Origin of the sequence: Streptomyces murinus (genome assembly GCF_002154555.1) — a bacterium.
In the GTDB taxonomy this organism is placed as follows: Bacteria; Actinomycetota; Actinomycetes; order Streptomycetales; family Streptomycetaceae; genus Streptomyces; species Streptomyces murinus.
Genome location: NZ_MUNF01000001.1, coordinates 29,752 through 46,216 on the forward strand (window position 1 = coordinate 29,752; position 16,465 = coordinate 46,216).

Consider the following 16,465-nt stretch of genomic DNA (forward strand, 5'->3'; position numbering starts at 1 on the left):
GGTGAGCCCTTGCCGAATTCCGGTAAGTCATCGCAGGGGTGAGGGACGATTTCGGTGGCGAACGAGGACAAGCTCCGCTATTTCCTGAAGCGAGTCACCGCGGACCTCCAGGAGACCCGGCGGCGCCTTCGTGACTACGAGGACGCCGCCGGGGAGCCGGTGGCCATCATCGGTATGAGCTGCCGCTATCCGGGAGGCGTCGACTCACCCGAGGACCTGTGGGAGCTGGTGTCGGGTGGCCGCGACGCCGTCGCGGGGTTCCCGGCCGACCGAGGCTGGGACCTGGACGCGCTCTACGACCCGGATCCGGAGGCCCGCGGGACCAGTTACGCCCGCGAGGGCGCGTTCCTGAGCGACCTCGCGCGGTTCGACGCCGGTCTCTTCGGGATCTCGCCACGCGAGGCCCTCGCCATGGATCCCCAGCAGCGGCTGCTGCTGGAGACGTCGTGGGAACTCTTCGAGCGGGCCGGCATCGACGCCGCCTCGCTCGCGGGGAGCAGGACCGGTGTGTTCACCGGTGTGATGAACCACGAGTTCCTGGCCGCCCTCCAGAACTCCCCGGAGGACCTGGAAGGTTACCTGGGCACGGGGACCTCGGGCAGTGTCGCCTCCGGGCGGCTCTCGTACACCTTCGGACTTGAAGGCCCGGCGGTCACGGTCGACACGGCCTGCTCCTCGTCCCTGGTCGCCCTGCACCTGGCCGTCCAGTCGCTGCGCAACGGCGAGTGCTCGCTGGCCGTCGCGGGCGGTGTCACCGCGATGGTCGGCCCCGCCACCTTCGTCGGCTTCAGCCGCCAGCGCGGACTGGCGCCCGACGGCCGCTGCAAGGCGTTCGCTGCCGGCGCCGACGGCACCGGCTGGGGCGAGGGCGCCGGCCTGCTTCTGGTGGAACGCCTCTCCGACGCCCGGCGCAACGGACACGAGATCCTCGCCGTCGTCCGGGGCTCCGCCGTCAACCAGGACGGCGCATCCAACGGCCTGACCGCCCCCAACGGCCCCTCCCAGCAACGGGTGATCCGCCAGGCCCTGGCAGCCGCCCGGCTGAGCACCGCACAGGTCGACGCGGTCGAGGCACACGGCACGGGCACCCGGCTCGGCGACCCGATCGAGGCACAGGCGCTCCTCGCCACCTACGGACAGGGCCGCCCCGACGACAAGCCGCTGATGCTGGGCTCCATCAAGTCCAACATCGGGCACACCCAGGCCGCGGCCGGTGTCGCGGGCATCATCAAGATGGTCATGGCCCTGCGCCACGGCGAACTTCCGCGCACGCTGCACATCGACGCCCCCTCCCCGCACGTCGACTGGTCGGCGGGCGCCGTACGGCTGCTCACCGAGAACACGCCCTGGCCCGCGTCCGACCAGCCGCGCCGGGCCGGCATCTCCTCCTTCGGGATCAGCGGCACCAACGCGCACACGATCATCGAAGAGGCCCCGTCCGCCGAGGCGTTCGCGCCGGACACCGAGGACCCGGACGACGCGCCGGAGGAAGGCGCGGAGAGCGCGGAGGCCGTCGCCTCGGGGGAAGGCGGGGAGAGCACCGAGGCCGTCGCCCGGGAGGCCGCGCGCCCGGCCGAGGGCGGACCGGTGCCGTGGGTGATCTCGGGCAGGACCGAGGAGGCCCTGCGCGCCCAGGCCGAACGGCTGTTGTCCCGTACGGACGCCGAAGTCCCCCTGTACGACGTCGCGTTCTCGCTCGCCACGACGCGCACGGCCCTGGACCACCGCGCGGTGGTCCAGGGCGAGACGCCGGACGAACTCGCCGCAGGACTGCGCGCCGTGGCATCCGGTGCCCCGGCCCCGGGCGTCACCCGCGGCCTCTCCGGCACCGGCGGACGCGTCGGGTTCCTCTTCTCCGGCCAGGGCTCGCAACGCCTCGGCATGGGGCGCGAGTTGTATGACACGTTCCCTGTGTTCGCCGCCGCTTACGACGAGGTGTGTGTGGTTCTGGACGCGCCCGTGGACGTGGATTCGGAGGAGTTGGACCAGACGGGTTCGACGCAGCCTGCGTTGTTCGCGGTCGAGGTGGCGTTGTTCCGGCTTCTCGAATCGTGGGGTGTGCGGCCGGATTACGTGGCCGGGCATTCGGTGGGTGAGATCGCGGCTGCTCATGTTGCGGGTGTGCTGTCCCTTGAGGACGCGGCCAAGCTGGTGTCGGCGCGTGCGCGTCTGATGCAGGCGCTGCCGGGTGGCGGCGCGATGGTCGCCGTACAGGCCACCGAGGACGAGGTGCTGCCCTACCTGACCGATGGCGTGGGCATCGCGGCGATCAACGGCCCGCAGTCGGTGGTGGTTTCGGGCGTCGAGGACGCGGCGGTCGCGATCGGTGAGGTCTTCCGGGAGCAAGGCCGTAAGACGTCCCGGCTGAAGGTCAGCCACGCCTTCCACTCGCCGTCGATGGACCCGATGCTGGAGCAATTCGCCGAGGTAGTAAGCGAGTTGGGTTTCGCGAAGCCGAGGATTCCGGTGGTCTCCAACCTCACCGGGCGGCTGGCCGAGCCGTACACCCCCGAGTACTGGGTTCGCCATGTGCGGGAGGCGGTGCGGTTCGCGGATGGCGTGAAGACGCTCGCCGACCTGGGTGTGACCACGTTCGTGGAGATCGGCCCGGGCGGGGTGCTCAGCGCTCTCGCCCAGGGCTGCCTGGACGACGACGTGGTCACCGTGCCCGCCCTGCGCGCCGACCGCCCCGAGCGGGCCGCGCTCCTCGCCGCCGTGGCCGAACTGCACGTACACGGCGTCTCGCCGGACTGGTACGCCTTCTTCCCGGGCGCCCGCCGGGTGGACCTGCCCACCTACGCCTTCCAGTACGAGCGCTACTGGCTCGACACCGCACCGGCCGCTCGCGGCGACGTCCGCGCCGCCGGTCTCGGCTCGGCCGACCACCCGCTGCTGGCCGCCGCCGTCTCCCTGGCCGGCGGTGACGAGCGACTGCTGACCGGTCGGCTGTCCCTGCGGACGCATCCCTGGCTGGGCGACCACGCCGTGCTCGGGACCGTGCTGCTGCCCGGTACCGCGTTCGTGGAACTGGCCGTGCGCGCCGCCGACGAAGCAGGCTGCGACCTGCTGGAGGACCTCACCCTCGAAGCGCCCCTCGTGGTGCCCGAGCACGGCGGCGTCGCGGTGCAGGTATGGGTCGGCGCGGCCGACGGCTCGGGCCGCAGGCCGCTGACCGTGCACGCGCGCCCCGAGGACGACACCGACCTGCCGTGGGTCCGCCACGCGACCGGCTTCGTCACCGAACGGAGCGCCGAGGCGGGCGGCGAGACGGGCGGCGAGACGGGCGGCAAGGAGGAGAAGGCTGCCGGTCGGGCGCTCACCGCATGGCCGCCCGCGGGCTGCGAACCGATCGAACTCGACGGTTTCTACGACCGGTTGGCCGACCTCGGCCTGGCGTACGGGCCCGCGTTCCGGGGACTGCGGAGTGCCTGGCGCACGGGTGACGAAGTCTTCGTCGAGGTCGCCCTCCCCGACGGCACGGACACCGGGTCCTTCCTGCTGCACCCGGCGCTGCTCGACGCGGCGCTGCATGCGATCGGCGTGGGCGGGCTGGTCCCCGAAGCCGACGGACCGCTCCTGCCGTTCGCCTGGTCCGGGGTGTCCGTGCACGCCACGGGCGCGTCCACCGTACGAGTGAGGCTGGCGGCGGCCGGTACGGACGCGGTGTCCCTGACGGTGGCCGACGGCGCCGGTCAGCCGGTGGTGTCCGTCGAGTCGCTGACGCTCCGTCCCGTGTCGGCCGAGCAGCTTCGCAAGCGCTCGGGTGACGCGCTGTTCACCGTCGAGCGGACGCCGTTGAGCCTGGCCGCCGAGGGCGCGGACGGGACCGTCGTCGCGTACGTCCCGGACCTCGACGCACTGGCCGAGGCCGACGGGCCGGCACAGCCGGACGTGGTCGTGGTGCCGTGCCCCGACGGGCCGGAAGGGGAGAGCGGGGCCGAGCGGGTCCGCGCGGTCACCACCGAGGTGCTGGGACTGGTCCAGCGCTGGCTGGCGGAGGACCGTACGGCGCGCCTTGTCCTGGTTGCGCGCTGCGACGACCTCGCGCACGCCGCCGCGGGCGGACTGGTCCGCTCGGCCCAGGCGGAGAACCCCGGCCGTATCGTGCTCCTCGAAACCGACCGCCCGGACGAGGCGGCCGCGCTCGTGCCCGGCGTCGTACGGTCCGGCGAGCCCCATGTCGTCGTCCGCAACGGGGAAGCGGGCGTACCGCGCCTGGTACGTGCCGCCGCCGCTCGAACGACGAAGGACGCGGCCACCGGGAGCACGGGCAGGACGGACGACACGGACGACACCGCCGCCGCCCCCACCGGCCTCGGCACCGTGCTCCTCACCGGCGCCTCCGGAGCGCTGGGCGGCACCCTCGCCCGGCACCTGGTGACCGGACACGGCGTACGGCGGCTGCTGCTCGTCAGCCGACGGGGCGCGGACGCGCCGGGCGCCGCGGACCTGGCGGCCGAACTCGTGGCGCTCGGCGCCGAAGCGACCTGGGCCGCCTGCGACCTCGCCGACCGCGCCGCCGTCGCCCGGCTGCTGGCCACCCACCCGGTCGACTCCGTCGTCCACACCGCCGGAGTCCTCGACGACGGCGTGATCGCCGCACTCACCCCGGAGCGCGTGCGCGCCGTCCTCGCGCCCAAGGCCGACGCCGTGCTCCACCTGGACGAACTCACCGACGACCGCACGACGTTCGTGATGTTCTCCTCCGCCGCGGGCGTCTTCGGCAACCCCGGCCAGGGCAACTACGCCGCCGCCAACGCCTTCCTCGACGCCTTCGCCCGGCACCGCAGCGCCCAGGGCCGCCCCACCGTCTCCCTCGCCTGGGGCCTGTGGGAGCAGGAGGGTGCCATGGCCGACACCCTGGACGCGGCGGGCAGGTCGCGGATGGCACGCTCCGGAGTCCTGGCGCTCACCACCGAGGACGGCCTACGGCTGTTCGACGCGGCGCTCGCCGCCGACGAGCCCCTGCTCGTGCCGGTCCGTCTCGACACCGCCGCCCTGCGCGACCGCCCGGCGCAGACCGTACCGGCCCCGCTGCGCGGGCTCGTCCGTAACTCCGTACGCGGCACGGCCCAGCGCGCGACCACCGGATCCCTGGCCGACCGACTCGCCGGGCTGACCGGCGACGAGCGCGCGGAGGCGCTGCTCGAACTGGTCCGCGGCGAGGTCGCCGCCGTGCTCGGGCACTCCTCGCCCCGGGCCGTCCAGCCCACACACGCCTTCCAGGACCTCGGCTTCGACTCGCTGACCGCCGTCGAACTGCGCAACCGCCTCACCGGCGCCACCGGCCTGCGGCTGCCCGCCACCCTTGTCTTCGACCACCCCACCCCCACCGCCCTCGCCCGGCACATCGGCGGCGAACTCCTCGACGAGGCCCCCGCCGCCACGGCCCGGCCCACGGCCCGGCGGACCGTGGCCGACGCCGACGAGCCGGTCGCCATCGTCGGCATGAGCTGCCGCCTCCCGGGCGGCGTGCGCTCCCCGGAGGACCTGTGGCGGCTGGTGGCCGCCGGGCGCGACGGCATCTCCCGGTTCCCAGAGGACCGGGGCTGGGACATCGAGGGGCTGTACGACCCCGACCCGGAGCGCCTCGGCAAGACCTATGCGCGCGACGGCGGATTCCTGCACGAGGCGGCCGAGTTCGACGCCGGGTTCTTCGGGATCTCGCCGCGCGAGGCGCTGGCCATGGACCCCCAGCAGCGGCTGCTCCTGGAGGCGTCCTGGGAGGCGTTCGAAGGCGCCGGGATCGACCCGGCGGCGATGCGGGGCAGCCGTACCGGCGTCTTCACCGGCCTGATGTACCACGACTACGGGCAAGGCCCGCGCGAACTGCCCGAAGGCGTCGAGGGTTTGCTCACCACCGGCGGCTCCGGCAGCGTCGCCTCCGGACGTGTCTCCTACACCTTCGGCCTGGAGGGCCCCGCCGTCACTGTCGACACGGCCTGCTCGTCGTCCCTGGTCGCCCTGCACCTCGCCGTCCAGGCCCTGCGGAGCGGCGAGTGCACGATGGCGCTGGCCGGCGGTGTCACCGTCATGGCGAGCCCGACCGTCTTCGTGGAGTTCAGCCGCCAGCGCGGACTGGCCCCGGACGGCCGGTGCAAGGCGTTCGCCGCCGGCGCCGACGGCACGGGCTGGGGCGAGGGCGTCGGCATGCTCCTCGTGGAGCGGTTGTCCGACGCCGAACGCCACGGGCACCGCGTGCTGGCCGTCGTCCGGGGCAGCGCCGTCAACCAGGACGGTGCGTCCAACGGTCTGACGGCGCCGAACGGGCCCTCGCAGCAGCGGGTGATCCGGCAGGCGCTGGCGTCCGCCGGGCTCGCCCCGGCCGATGTGGACGCCGTGGAGGCGCACGGTACGGGGACGAAGCTCGGCGACCCGATCGAGGCGCAGGCACTCCTCGCCACCTATGGGCGGGAGCGGCCCGAGGGGCAGCCGCTGTGGCTGGGCTCGCTGAAGTCCAACATCGGACACACACAGGCCGCCGCGGGTGTCGCCGGAGTGATCAAGATGGTCATGGCGATGCGGCACGGCGTGCTCCCGCGGACCCTGCACGTGGACGAGCCGACGCCGCACGTGGACTGGTCGGCGGGCGAGGTACGGCTGCTGACCGAGGCCGTTAACTGGCCGGAGACGGACCGCCCCCGCCGGGCCGCCGTGTCCTCCTTCGGCGTCAGCGGCACCAACGCGCACACCATCATCGAGCAGGCCCCCGCGACCGAAGCCGAGCGGGCCCGCACGGCCGACGGACCGGCGTCCGGGTCCGGCGCGGCCGTGCCGTGGGTGCTGTCCGGCAGGACCGAGGCGGCACTGCGCGCTCAGGCCGCCCGCCTCGCGTCCTTCCTGGACGAGAGCGACCTCAGTGACGCCAGCGACGGCAGCAACGGCAACGACGGCGAGGCGGCGCTCCTGACCGACGTGGCGCACTCGCTGGCCACGACCAGGGCGGCCTTCGAACACCGCGCCGTGGTCGTCGGGCAGACCCTCCAGGAGCTTCGACGGCAACTGGCCGGTGTCGCGGCCGGCGTCACCCCGCCCGGCGCGGTGACCGGCAGCGCACGCGGCGGCAGGACCGTCTTCGTCTTCCCCGGGCAGGGCTCGCAATGGGTGGGCATGGCCGCCGAACTGCTGGAGACCAACCCCGTCTTCCGCGACCGCGTCGACGCCTGCGAACGCGCGCTGGCACCGCACGTCGACTGGTCCCTGACCGCGGTGCTGCGCGGCACGTCCGAGGTCGAACAGGACCGGGTCGACGTGCTGCAACCTGTGCTGTGGGCGATGACCGTCGCCCTCGCCGAGGTGTGGCGCTCCTTCGGAGTGACCCCCGACGCGGTCGTCGGGCACTCCCAGGGCGAGGTCTCCGCGGCGGTGATCGCCGGTGCCCTCTCCCTGGAGGACGGGGCCCGCGTCGTGGTGCGGCGCAGCCTCGCGGTACGCGAACTCCAGGGGCTCGGCGCCATGGCCTCGGTGCCGCTCCCGGACGAGGAGGTGCGCGAACTGGTCGCCCGCTGGGACGGCCGGCTCGGCATCGCCGCCGTGAACGGCCCCGCCACCGCCGTGGTCTCCGGTGACACCGACGCCCTGGACGAACTCCTCGCGCACTGCCAGCGGGAGGGCGTCCAGGCCCGCCGCGTCGCCGTCGACTACGCCGCGCACTCACCGCAGATCGAACGCGTCCAGGCCCAGGCCGCCGAGGGGTTCGCCGGTGTCAGCCCGCTCCCCGGCGCCGTGCCCTTCTACTCCACGGTGACGGGCGGGAAACTGGACACGGATCAGCTGGATTCCGGCTACTGGTACCGCAACATGCGCCGGACGGTCCGCTTCCACGACGCGATCCGGGCCGCGCTCGCCGACGGGTACGACGTCTTCGTCGAAGTCAGCCCGCACCCGGTCCAGTTGGCCGGTATCCAGGACGCCATCGAGGCCGCCGAGGCCGACGCCGCGGTCGTACCCACGCTGCGCCGCCGCGACGGCGGACGCGACCGGCTGATGCTCTCCCTGGCCCAGGCGCACACGCACGGCGTGCGCATCGACTGGGACGCCGTCCTGCCGGGCGCGCGCCGCACCGACCTGCCGACCTACGCGTTCCAGCACGAGCGGTACTGGCTGGAGGCGGGCGCCCCGGCCGGTGACGTACGGGCGGCCGGGCTTGACGCGACCGACCACCCGTTCCTGGGCGCGGCGGTGGAACTGCCGGACGCCGGCGGCCATCTGCTCACCGGGATGCTGTCCCTGCGGGCCCAGCCCTGGCTGGCCGATCACGCGGTGCTCGGTACGGTCCTGCTGCCGGGCACGGCCTTCGTGGAACTGGCCGCCCACGCCGCCGCCGAGACCGGCTGCGACCTGGTGGAGGAACTCACCCTGCACGCACCGCTGATCCTGCCCGAGGAGGGCGGCGTCGCGCTCCAGGTGCTGGTGGGCGCCCAGGACGACTCCGGCCGCCGCCCGCTGGGCGTGCACTCGCGCGCCGGTGCCGGATCCTGGGTCCGCAACGCCACCGGGGTCCTCACCACGGGCGCCACCCCGTCCGGCACCGACCTGCGCAGCTGGCCCCCGGCGGACGCCCGGCCGGTGGACCTGGACGGCTTCTACGACCGGCTGGCGGACCTCGGCCTGAGCTACGGCCCGGTCTTCCAGGGGCTGCGTGCCGCCTGGCGCGGCCATGACGCGGTCTACGCCGAACTCGCCGTCACCGACGAGGCGCGCACGGACACGTTCGGCCTGCACCCGGCCCTGCTCGACTCGGCGCTGCACGCGCTGGGCGCCGGCGGCCTGGTACCGGCCGCCGACGGGCCCCTGCTGCCCTTCGCATGGTCCCGCGTCACCCTGCACGGCACCGGAGCGGCCGCCCTGCGGGTGCGGCTCTCCCCGGCCGGCGGCGACACCGTACGACTGGAGGCCGCCGACGGCACGGGACGGCCCGTCGTCTCGGTGGAGTCGCTCACGCTGCGCCCGGTGTCGGCCGAGCAACTGCGCACGAACGCCCGGGACTCCCTGTTCACCGTGGAGTGGGCACCGCTCACCGCGCAGGCCGACGGGCACACCACCGTCGTACGGGCCTACGACGACATCTCCGCCCTCCTCGCCGCCCCCGCGACGGAGACCGGGGTACGGGCGTACGCGGACGCCGTGGTCGTACCCTGCCCCGTCGGGTCGGGCACCGAGGCCGAACGCGTCCGGGACGTCCTGCGCAAGGTGCTCGGGCTGGTGCAGTGGTGGCTGTCCGAGGACCGGGTGGCCCGACTGGTGCTGGTGACCAGGGGCGCGGTCGCCACCGGGGACGGACCGGGAACGGGAGACGGGCCGGAAGCGGGAGCCGACCCGGACGCGGGTGGCCCGGCGACGGCCGACCCGGTGCAGGCCGCCGTGTGGGGCCTGATCCGCTCGGCACAGTCCGAGAACCCCGACCGCATCGTCCTCATCGACGCCGACGCGCACCCGGAGGTGGAGAGCGCGGACGACGGCGACGGGAGCACCGACGTGGAGCGGATCGCGGCGACCGTCGTCCCCCGGCTGCTCGCCTTCGAGGAGCCGCAGGCCGCGCTGCGCGGCGACACCCTCCTGCTGCCCCGGCTCACCAGGACCGCAGCCGAAGCCCCGTCGGCCACCGTGGACTTCGGGCCCGGGCCCGTCCTGCTGACCGGCGCGTCCGGCGCCCTGGGCGGACTCGTCGCCCGGCACCTGGTCGCCGAGCACGGCGTGCGCCGTCTGCTGCTGATGAGCCGGCGCGGGTCGGCCGCCGAGGGCGCGGCGGAACTCCACGCGGAACTGACCGCGGCCGGTGCCGAAGTGCGCTGGGCCGCCTGCGACGTGGCCGACCGGGACGCCCTCGCCGAGGCACTGTCCGGCACACCGGTGACGGCCGTGGTGCACACGGCCGGTGTCCTCGACGACGGCGTGCTCCCCGCGCTCACCCCCGAGCGCCTGGACACGGTGCTGCGCCCCAAGGTCGACGCCGTGCTCAACCTGCACGAACTGACCGGCGACGTCTCGGCGTTCGTGGTCTTCTCCTCCCTCGCGGGCACCCTCGGCACCCCGGGCCAGGCCAACTACGCTGCGGCCAACGCCTACGTGGACGCCTTCGCCGGGTATCGCCGAGGACAGGGGCTGCCCGCGCTGTCCCTGCCGTGGGGCCTGTGGCAGCGCACCGGTGCCATGACCGAGGACCTCGGTGGCGCCGACCGCAGCCGGCTCGCCCGTGGCGGCGTACTGCCGCTGGCCGACGAGGACGGCCTTGAACTCCTCGACGCCGCACTGGCGTTGGACGAGCCCGTGGTGGTGCCGGCCCGGCTGGACCTGGCCGCGCTGCGCAACGCGACCGCGCCGGTGCCGCCGCTGCTCAAGGCACTCGTCGGCGGCCGGCCGCGCCGTACCGACCGCGCGTCCGCCGTACCGCTGGCCCAGCGGATCGCGGGGCTGCCCGAGAGCGAGCGCGCGGATGTCGTACTCGTCCTCGTACGGTCCGAGGCCGCCGCCGTCCTCGGACACAGCTCGGCCAAGGCCGTCCAGCCCGACCAGGCCTTCGGTGACCTGGGCTTCGACTCGCTGACCGCGGTGGAGCTGCGCAACCGGCTGAACCGGGCCACCGGCCTGCGTCTGCCCGCGACGCTGGTCTTCGACCATCCGACACCCGCGGCGCTCGCCCAGCGGGTACTGAAGGACCTCCCCGGCGGTACGGCGGGCACGGCACCGGTCTTCGACGAGCTGGACCGTCTCGCCGCCGCCCTGGACGGCGCCGGAGCGGACGGTCTCGACAACGTCACCCGGACCAGGATCAACATGCGTCTCCAGGCCCTGCTCGCCCGCTGGAACGGGAACGAGCCGGCCGAAACCCAAGACACCGGCGGAGCCGAGACCGACGACGACCTCAGCTCGGCCAGCGACGAGGAGCTGTACGACCTCCTCGACGACGAACTCGGCACCTCCTGAACCGCGCAGGCCAAAAGGGGCGGGCAACACCGATGATGAACGAAGACAAGCTCCGGGACTACCTCAAGCGGGCCACCACCGACCTGCGCCAGGCCCGGCGCCGCGTACGCGAGCTGGAGACCCGCGATCAGGAGCCCATCGCCATCGTGGGCATGAGCTGCCGGTTCCCCGGCGGCGTCGGCACCCCCGAGGAGTTGTGGCGGCTGCTGGCCGAGGGCACGGACGCCGTCTCGGGGTTCCCCGAGGACCGCGGCTGGGACGTCGACGGGCTCTACGACCCCGACCCCGAGCGGCCCGGCAAGGTCTACACCCGGCAGGGCGGCTTCCTGCGTGACGCGGCGGACTTCGACGCGGACTTCTTCGGGATCTCGCCGCGCGAGGCCCTGGCCATGGACCCCCAGCAGCGGCTGCTGCTGGAGACCGCCTGGGAGGCCTTTGAACACGCGGGCATCGACCCCGCCACCCTCAAGGGCAGCCGCACCGGCGTCTTCGCCGGACTGATGTACCACGACTACGGCTTCCTGCCCGGCGACCTCCCCGAAGGGGTCGAGGGGCTGATGAGCACCGGCAACTCCGGCAGCGTCGCCTCCGGACGCATCGCCTACACCTTCGGTTTCGAGGGCCCCGCGGTCACCGTCGACACCGCCTGCTCCTCCTCGCTCGTCGCCCTGCACCTCGCCGTGCGGGCCCTGCGAGCCGGTGAGTGCACGATGGCGCTCGCCGGGGGAGTGACGGTCATGGCGGGCCCGTCCGCCTTCGTCGAGTTCAGCCGGCAGCGCGGGCTCGCACCCGACGGCCGCTGCAAGTCCTTCGCGGCGGCGGCGGACGGCGCGTCCTGGTCCGAGGGCGCCGGGCTGCTGCTGGTGGAGCGGCTGCGGGACGCCCGGCGGCTCGGCCACCGGGTGCTCGCGGTGGTCCGGGGCTCCGCCGTCAACCAGGACGGCGCCTCCAACGGTCTGACCGCGCCCAACGGCCCCTCGCAGCAGCGGGTGATCCTCGAAGCGCTGGCCGGCGCCGGGCTGTCCGCCGAGGAGATCGACGCCGTGGAGGCGCACGGCACGGGCACCGACCTCGGCGACCCGATCGAGGCGCAGGCGCTGCTGGCGACCTATGGGCAGGGGCGGCAACGGCCGCTGCTGATCGGCTCGTTGAAGTCCAACATCGGACACGCGCAGGCCGCGGCCGGGGTTGCCGGTGTGATGAAGATGGTGCTGGCGATGCGGCACGGCGTGCTGCCGAAGACGCTGCACGTGGACCGGCCCACCCCGCGGGTCGACTGGTCGGCCGGCTCCGTCGAGCTGCTGACCGAGGCGACCGCCTGGCCGGAGACCGACCACCCCCGCCGGGCCGGGATCTCCTCGTTCGGGATCAGCGGCACCAACGCGCACATCATCCTCGAAGAAGCCCCCGAGGAACCGGCAGCCGAGCCCGACGGGGAGGCCCCGGCCGAGGAACCGGCGCGGGCCCGGACCACCGTGGTGCCGTGGGTGCTCTCCGCGAAGAGCGCACAGGCGCTGCGGGAGCAGGCACGACGACTGCTGTCGTGCGCCGACCTCGCGGCCGCTTCACCGGCCGACGTGGGCTTCTCGCTGGCGGCCACCCGCTCGGCGCTGGCACACCGGGCCGTGGTCGTCGGCGCCGACGCCGAAGAGCTGCGCGCGGGACTGACCGCCCTCGCGACGGGCGAGCCCGTGCCCCAGGTGGTGACCGGCCGGGCCGGCGCCGACCGGGGCAGGACCGCCTTCCTGTTCTCCGGGCAGGGCTCCCAACGCCTCGGCATGGGACGCGAGTTGTACGCGGCGTACCCGGTGTTCGCCGCCGCCTACGACGAGGTGTGCGCGCTCCTGGGCACGCCGGTCGACGTCGACTCGGAGGAGTTGCACCGGACGGGTTCGACCCAGCCCGCGCTGTTCGCCGTCGAGGTGGCGCTGTTCCGGCTGCTGGAGTCGTGGGGTGTGCGGCCGGACTACGTGGCCGGTCACTCGGTCGGGGAGATCGCGGCCGCGCATGTGGCGGGTGTGCTGTCCCTTGAGGACGCGGCCGAGCTGGTGTCGGCCCGTGCCCGTCTGATGCAGGCGCTGCCGGGCGGCGGTGCGATGGTCGCCGTAGAGGCCACCGAGGACGAAGTCCTTCCGCACCTGACCGACGGCGTCGGCATCGCGGCGGTCAACGGGCCGCGGTCCGTCGTGGTCTCCGGTGCCGAGGACGCGGTGCTGAGGATCGCCGAGGAGTTCGGCCGACAGGGTCGTAAGACGTCCCGGCTGAAGGTCAGTCACGCATTCCATTCGCCGTTGATGGATCCGATGCTGGAGGAGTTCGCCCGAACCGTCAGGGGTCTGACCTTCAACGAGCCGCGGATTCCCGTCGTTTCGAACCTCACAGGGCGGCTGGCCGAGCCGTACACCCCCGAATACTGGGTCCGGCATGTCCGCGAGGCGGTCCGATTCGCCGACGGCATCAAGACCCTCGGCGGCCTCGGCGTGACCACGTTCGTGGAGGTCGGCCCGGGTGGCGTCCTCAGCGCGCTCGCCCAGGGCTGCCTCGACGACGCGGACATCGTCACCGTCCCCGCGCTGCGCACCGACCGGCCCGAACCACAGGCACTCACGCTCGCCCTCGGGCAGCTGCACGCCCACGGCGTCTCCCCCGACTGGGGGGCGCTGTTCCCCGGCGCCCAGCGGATCGACCTGCCCACGTACGCCTTCCAGCGCGAACGCTACTGGCTCGAAGGCACGGCCGCGCCCGACGTCTCCTCGGCGGGACTGGACTCGGCGGGCCACGCCCTGCTCGGCGCGGTCGTGGAGACCGCCGGAGCACCGGACCTGCTGTTCACCGGCCGGCTGTCCCCGGCCGACCTGCCCTGGATCGCGGACCACACCGTCGGCGGGGTGCCGGTGCTCCCGGCCGCCGCGTTCGCGGACCTCGCGCTGTCCGCCGGGCGACGGGCCGGGTTCCCGCACCTGGACCAGCTGGACCTGGACGCCCCGCTGGTCCTGGCGGAACAGGGCGCCGTCCGCATCCAGGTGCAGATCGGCACGGGCGACGACCCCGACCGGCGCCCGGTAGGCGTCTTCAGCCGGCCCGCCGCGGCCGGCGCCGACGAGCCATGGGTCCGGCACGCCACCGGGGAACTGACCCGGAACGCTCCGGCGCACGACTTCGACCTGCTGCTCTGGCCGCCGACGGGCGCCGAACCCATGGACGTCGAGGACCGCCCGTACCTGCGCGCCGCCTGGCGTGCGGGCGAGGAGCTGTACGCCGAGGCCGTACTGCCCGCCACCGAGCAGGGCCGGGCGGGCCGCTACGCGCTGCACCCCGCACTGCTGGCCGCCGCCCTCGGACTGCCGCACGCCGGGGAGCCGGGCGAGGTGCGCATGCCGTACGCCTGGAGCGGTCTGTCCGTGCACACGCCGGGGGCCGGTGCCGTACGCGTCCGGGTCCGGGCCGTCGGCGAGGACACGGTGGCGATCGAGCTGGCCGACGCCGACGGCTCTCCCGTCGCCTCGGCCGCCTCCGTGCGGACCCGGACCATGTCCGCACAGCAGGTACTGGCCTCGAGAGTGGCGCACCAGGACTGGATGTTCGGGGTCGAGTGGGTCGAGCACACCACGACGTCCGCCCCCGCAGGCGATCCCGAAGCGGGGTGGGCGGTCCTCGGCGACGGGGGCGCCTTCTCCGACCTCGACGCGCTCCGCGGGGCCGTGGACGAGGGTACGGCCGTACCCGCGCACGTCCTGCTGTCCTGCGCCCCGAGCCGGGGCGACCTCGCCGCGGCGACGCGTGAGGCGCTCGCGGATGTGCTGTCCGTCGTCCGGGAGTGGGTCGCGGACGAGCGGTTCTCCGACGCGCGACTCGTGGTGCTGACCCGGGGAGCCGTCGAACTGGACGGCCCGGAGACCGACGTGGCGCATGCCGCGGTCGCCGGGCTGGTGAAATCGGCCCAGACCGAGCACCCGGACCGGATCCTGCTCGTGGACGTCGACGTGGATGTGGACGACCCGGTCGCGGATGTCACCACCGGCCCCGCGCTGGTTGCCGCGCTGGCCGCCCTGGACGAGCCGCAGGCCGCGGTGCGCGACGGAAAGCTCTACGTGCCGCGCCTCGCCCGGATCACCCCGCCCGAGGAGCCCGCCGCTCCCGCCTGGGACCCCGAGGGGACCGTGCTGCTCACCGGCGCGACCGGTGGCCTCGGCCGGTCCCTCGCCCGCCATCTCGTCGCCGAACGCGGCGCCCGCAGGCTGCTGCTGGCCGGCCGCCGGGGCCCCGCGGCCGAAGGCATCGGCGAACTCGTGGCCGAACTGTCCGAGTTGGGCGCGCACGTCGACGTGGCCGCCTGCGACATCGCGGACCGGGACGCCCTCGCCGCCCTGCTGGCCACGGTCCCGGCCGAGCACCCGCTCACGGCCGTGGTGCACGCGGCCGCGGTCCTGGACGACGGTGTGATCACCGCCCTGACCCCGGAGCGCCTGGACACCGTGCTGCGGCCGAAGGCCGACGGAGCACTGAACCTGCACGAACTGACCCGGGACCTGGACCTCTCCGCGTTCGTGCTCTTCTCCTCCCTGGCCGGGGTCCTGGGCAGTGCGGGCGCCGCGAGCTACGCCGCCGCGAACGCCTTCCTCGACGGGCTGGCGCTCCGGCGCCGGGCCGCCGGCCTGCCCGGCACCTCGCTGGCCTGGGGCCTGTGGACGGACAACGGCGGCATGGGCGGCCGGATCACCGACGCCGACCGCAACCGGATGGGGCGCGCCGGAGTCGTACCGTTCACCCCGTCCGAGGGGCTGGCCCTGTTCGACGCCGCCCTCACCGTGGACCGGCCGGTGATCGTGCCGGTCCGGCTGGACGTGCCGGGCCTGCGCGCCATGGCCCGTACCGGGCTGCTGCCCGCCGTCCTGCGCGGTCTCGTCGGCAGCGCCGGCGCCGCGTCCGGCGAGACCACGGACTCGGGGACCCCCGCCCTGGCCCGGCGGCTCGCCGGGATGCCGGAGGCCGACCAGGAGAAGATCCTGCTGGAGCTGGTGCGCAACCAGGCGGCGGCCGCCCTCGGCCACGCCACCGCCGCCCGCGTCGAACCCACCACCGCCTTCCGGGACATCGGCTTCGACTCCCTGACCGCCGTGGAACTGCGCAACCGGCTCAAGGCCGCGACCGGACTCCGGCTCAAGCCCACCCTGGTCTTCGACTACCCGAGCCCCGTCGCCGTCGCCCGGCTCCTGCACAAGAACCTCGTACGGGAGTCGGCCGCCGAGATCCCGCCCGTGCTCGGCGAACTGGACCGGCTGGAGACGCTGCTTACGGCGCTCGCCCCGCAGGACGCGGTACGGGACAAGGTCACCGCCCGTCTGAAGGCGCTGCTCTGGAAGTGGACCGACACCCAGGGCACCGCGTCGAACACCGCCGACACCGGCACCGGCGCCGACCGCGATCTCGACCTCGATCGGATCGACGCGGCCACTGACGACGAGATGTTCGACCTCATCGACCAAGAGCTCGGGTCTCTCTGAACCTCTCTCACGCACTGCTACCGAGGACGTAAAAC

Annotated in this window: 2 protein-coding genes; both read left to right on the top strand. The window is 74.2% G+C overall.

The genetic code is table 11. The annotated features are described in order from the left end of the window. Positions 1 to 54 precede the first annotated feature (54 nt). Entirely contained in the window at positions 55 to 10,926 is a 10,872-nt protein-coding gene (locus CCN72_RS00045) for a type I polyketide synthase (RefSeq protein WP_086805778.1), read from the top strand. A 32-nt stretch (positions 10,927 to 10,958) separates the two neighbouring features. Beyond that, complete coding sequence (locus tag CCN72_RS00050) at positions 10,959 to 16,430, top strand: type I polyketide synthase (protein ID WP_425276119.1); 5,472 nt, start codon at positions 10,959 to 10,961, stop codon at positions 16,428 to 16,430. The last annotated feature ends 35 nt before the right edge of the window (positions 16,431 to 16,465 follow it).

Bases quoted from the DNA above. Each gene is read 5' to 3' on its own strand.
- CCN72_RS00050 (WP_425276119.1), top strand. From the start codon at position 10,959: ATGATGAACGAAGACAAGCTCCGGGACTACCTCAAGCGGGCCACCACC.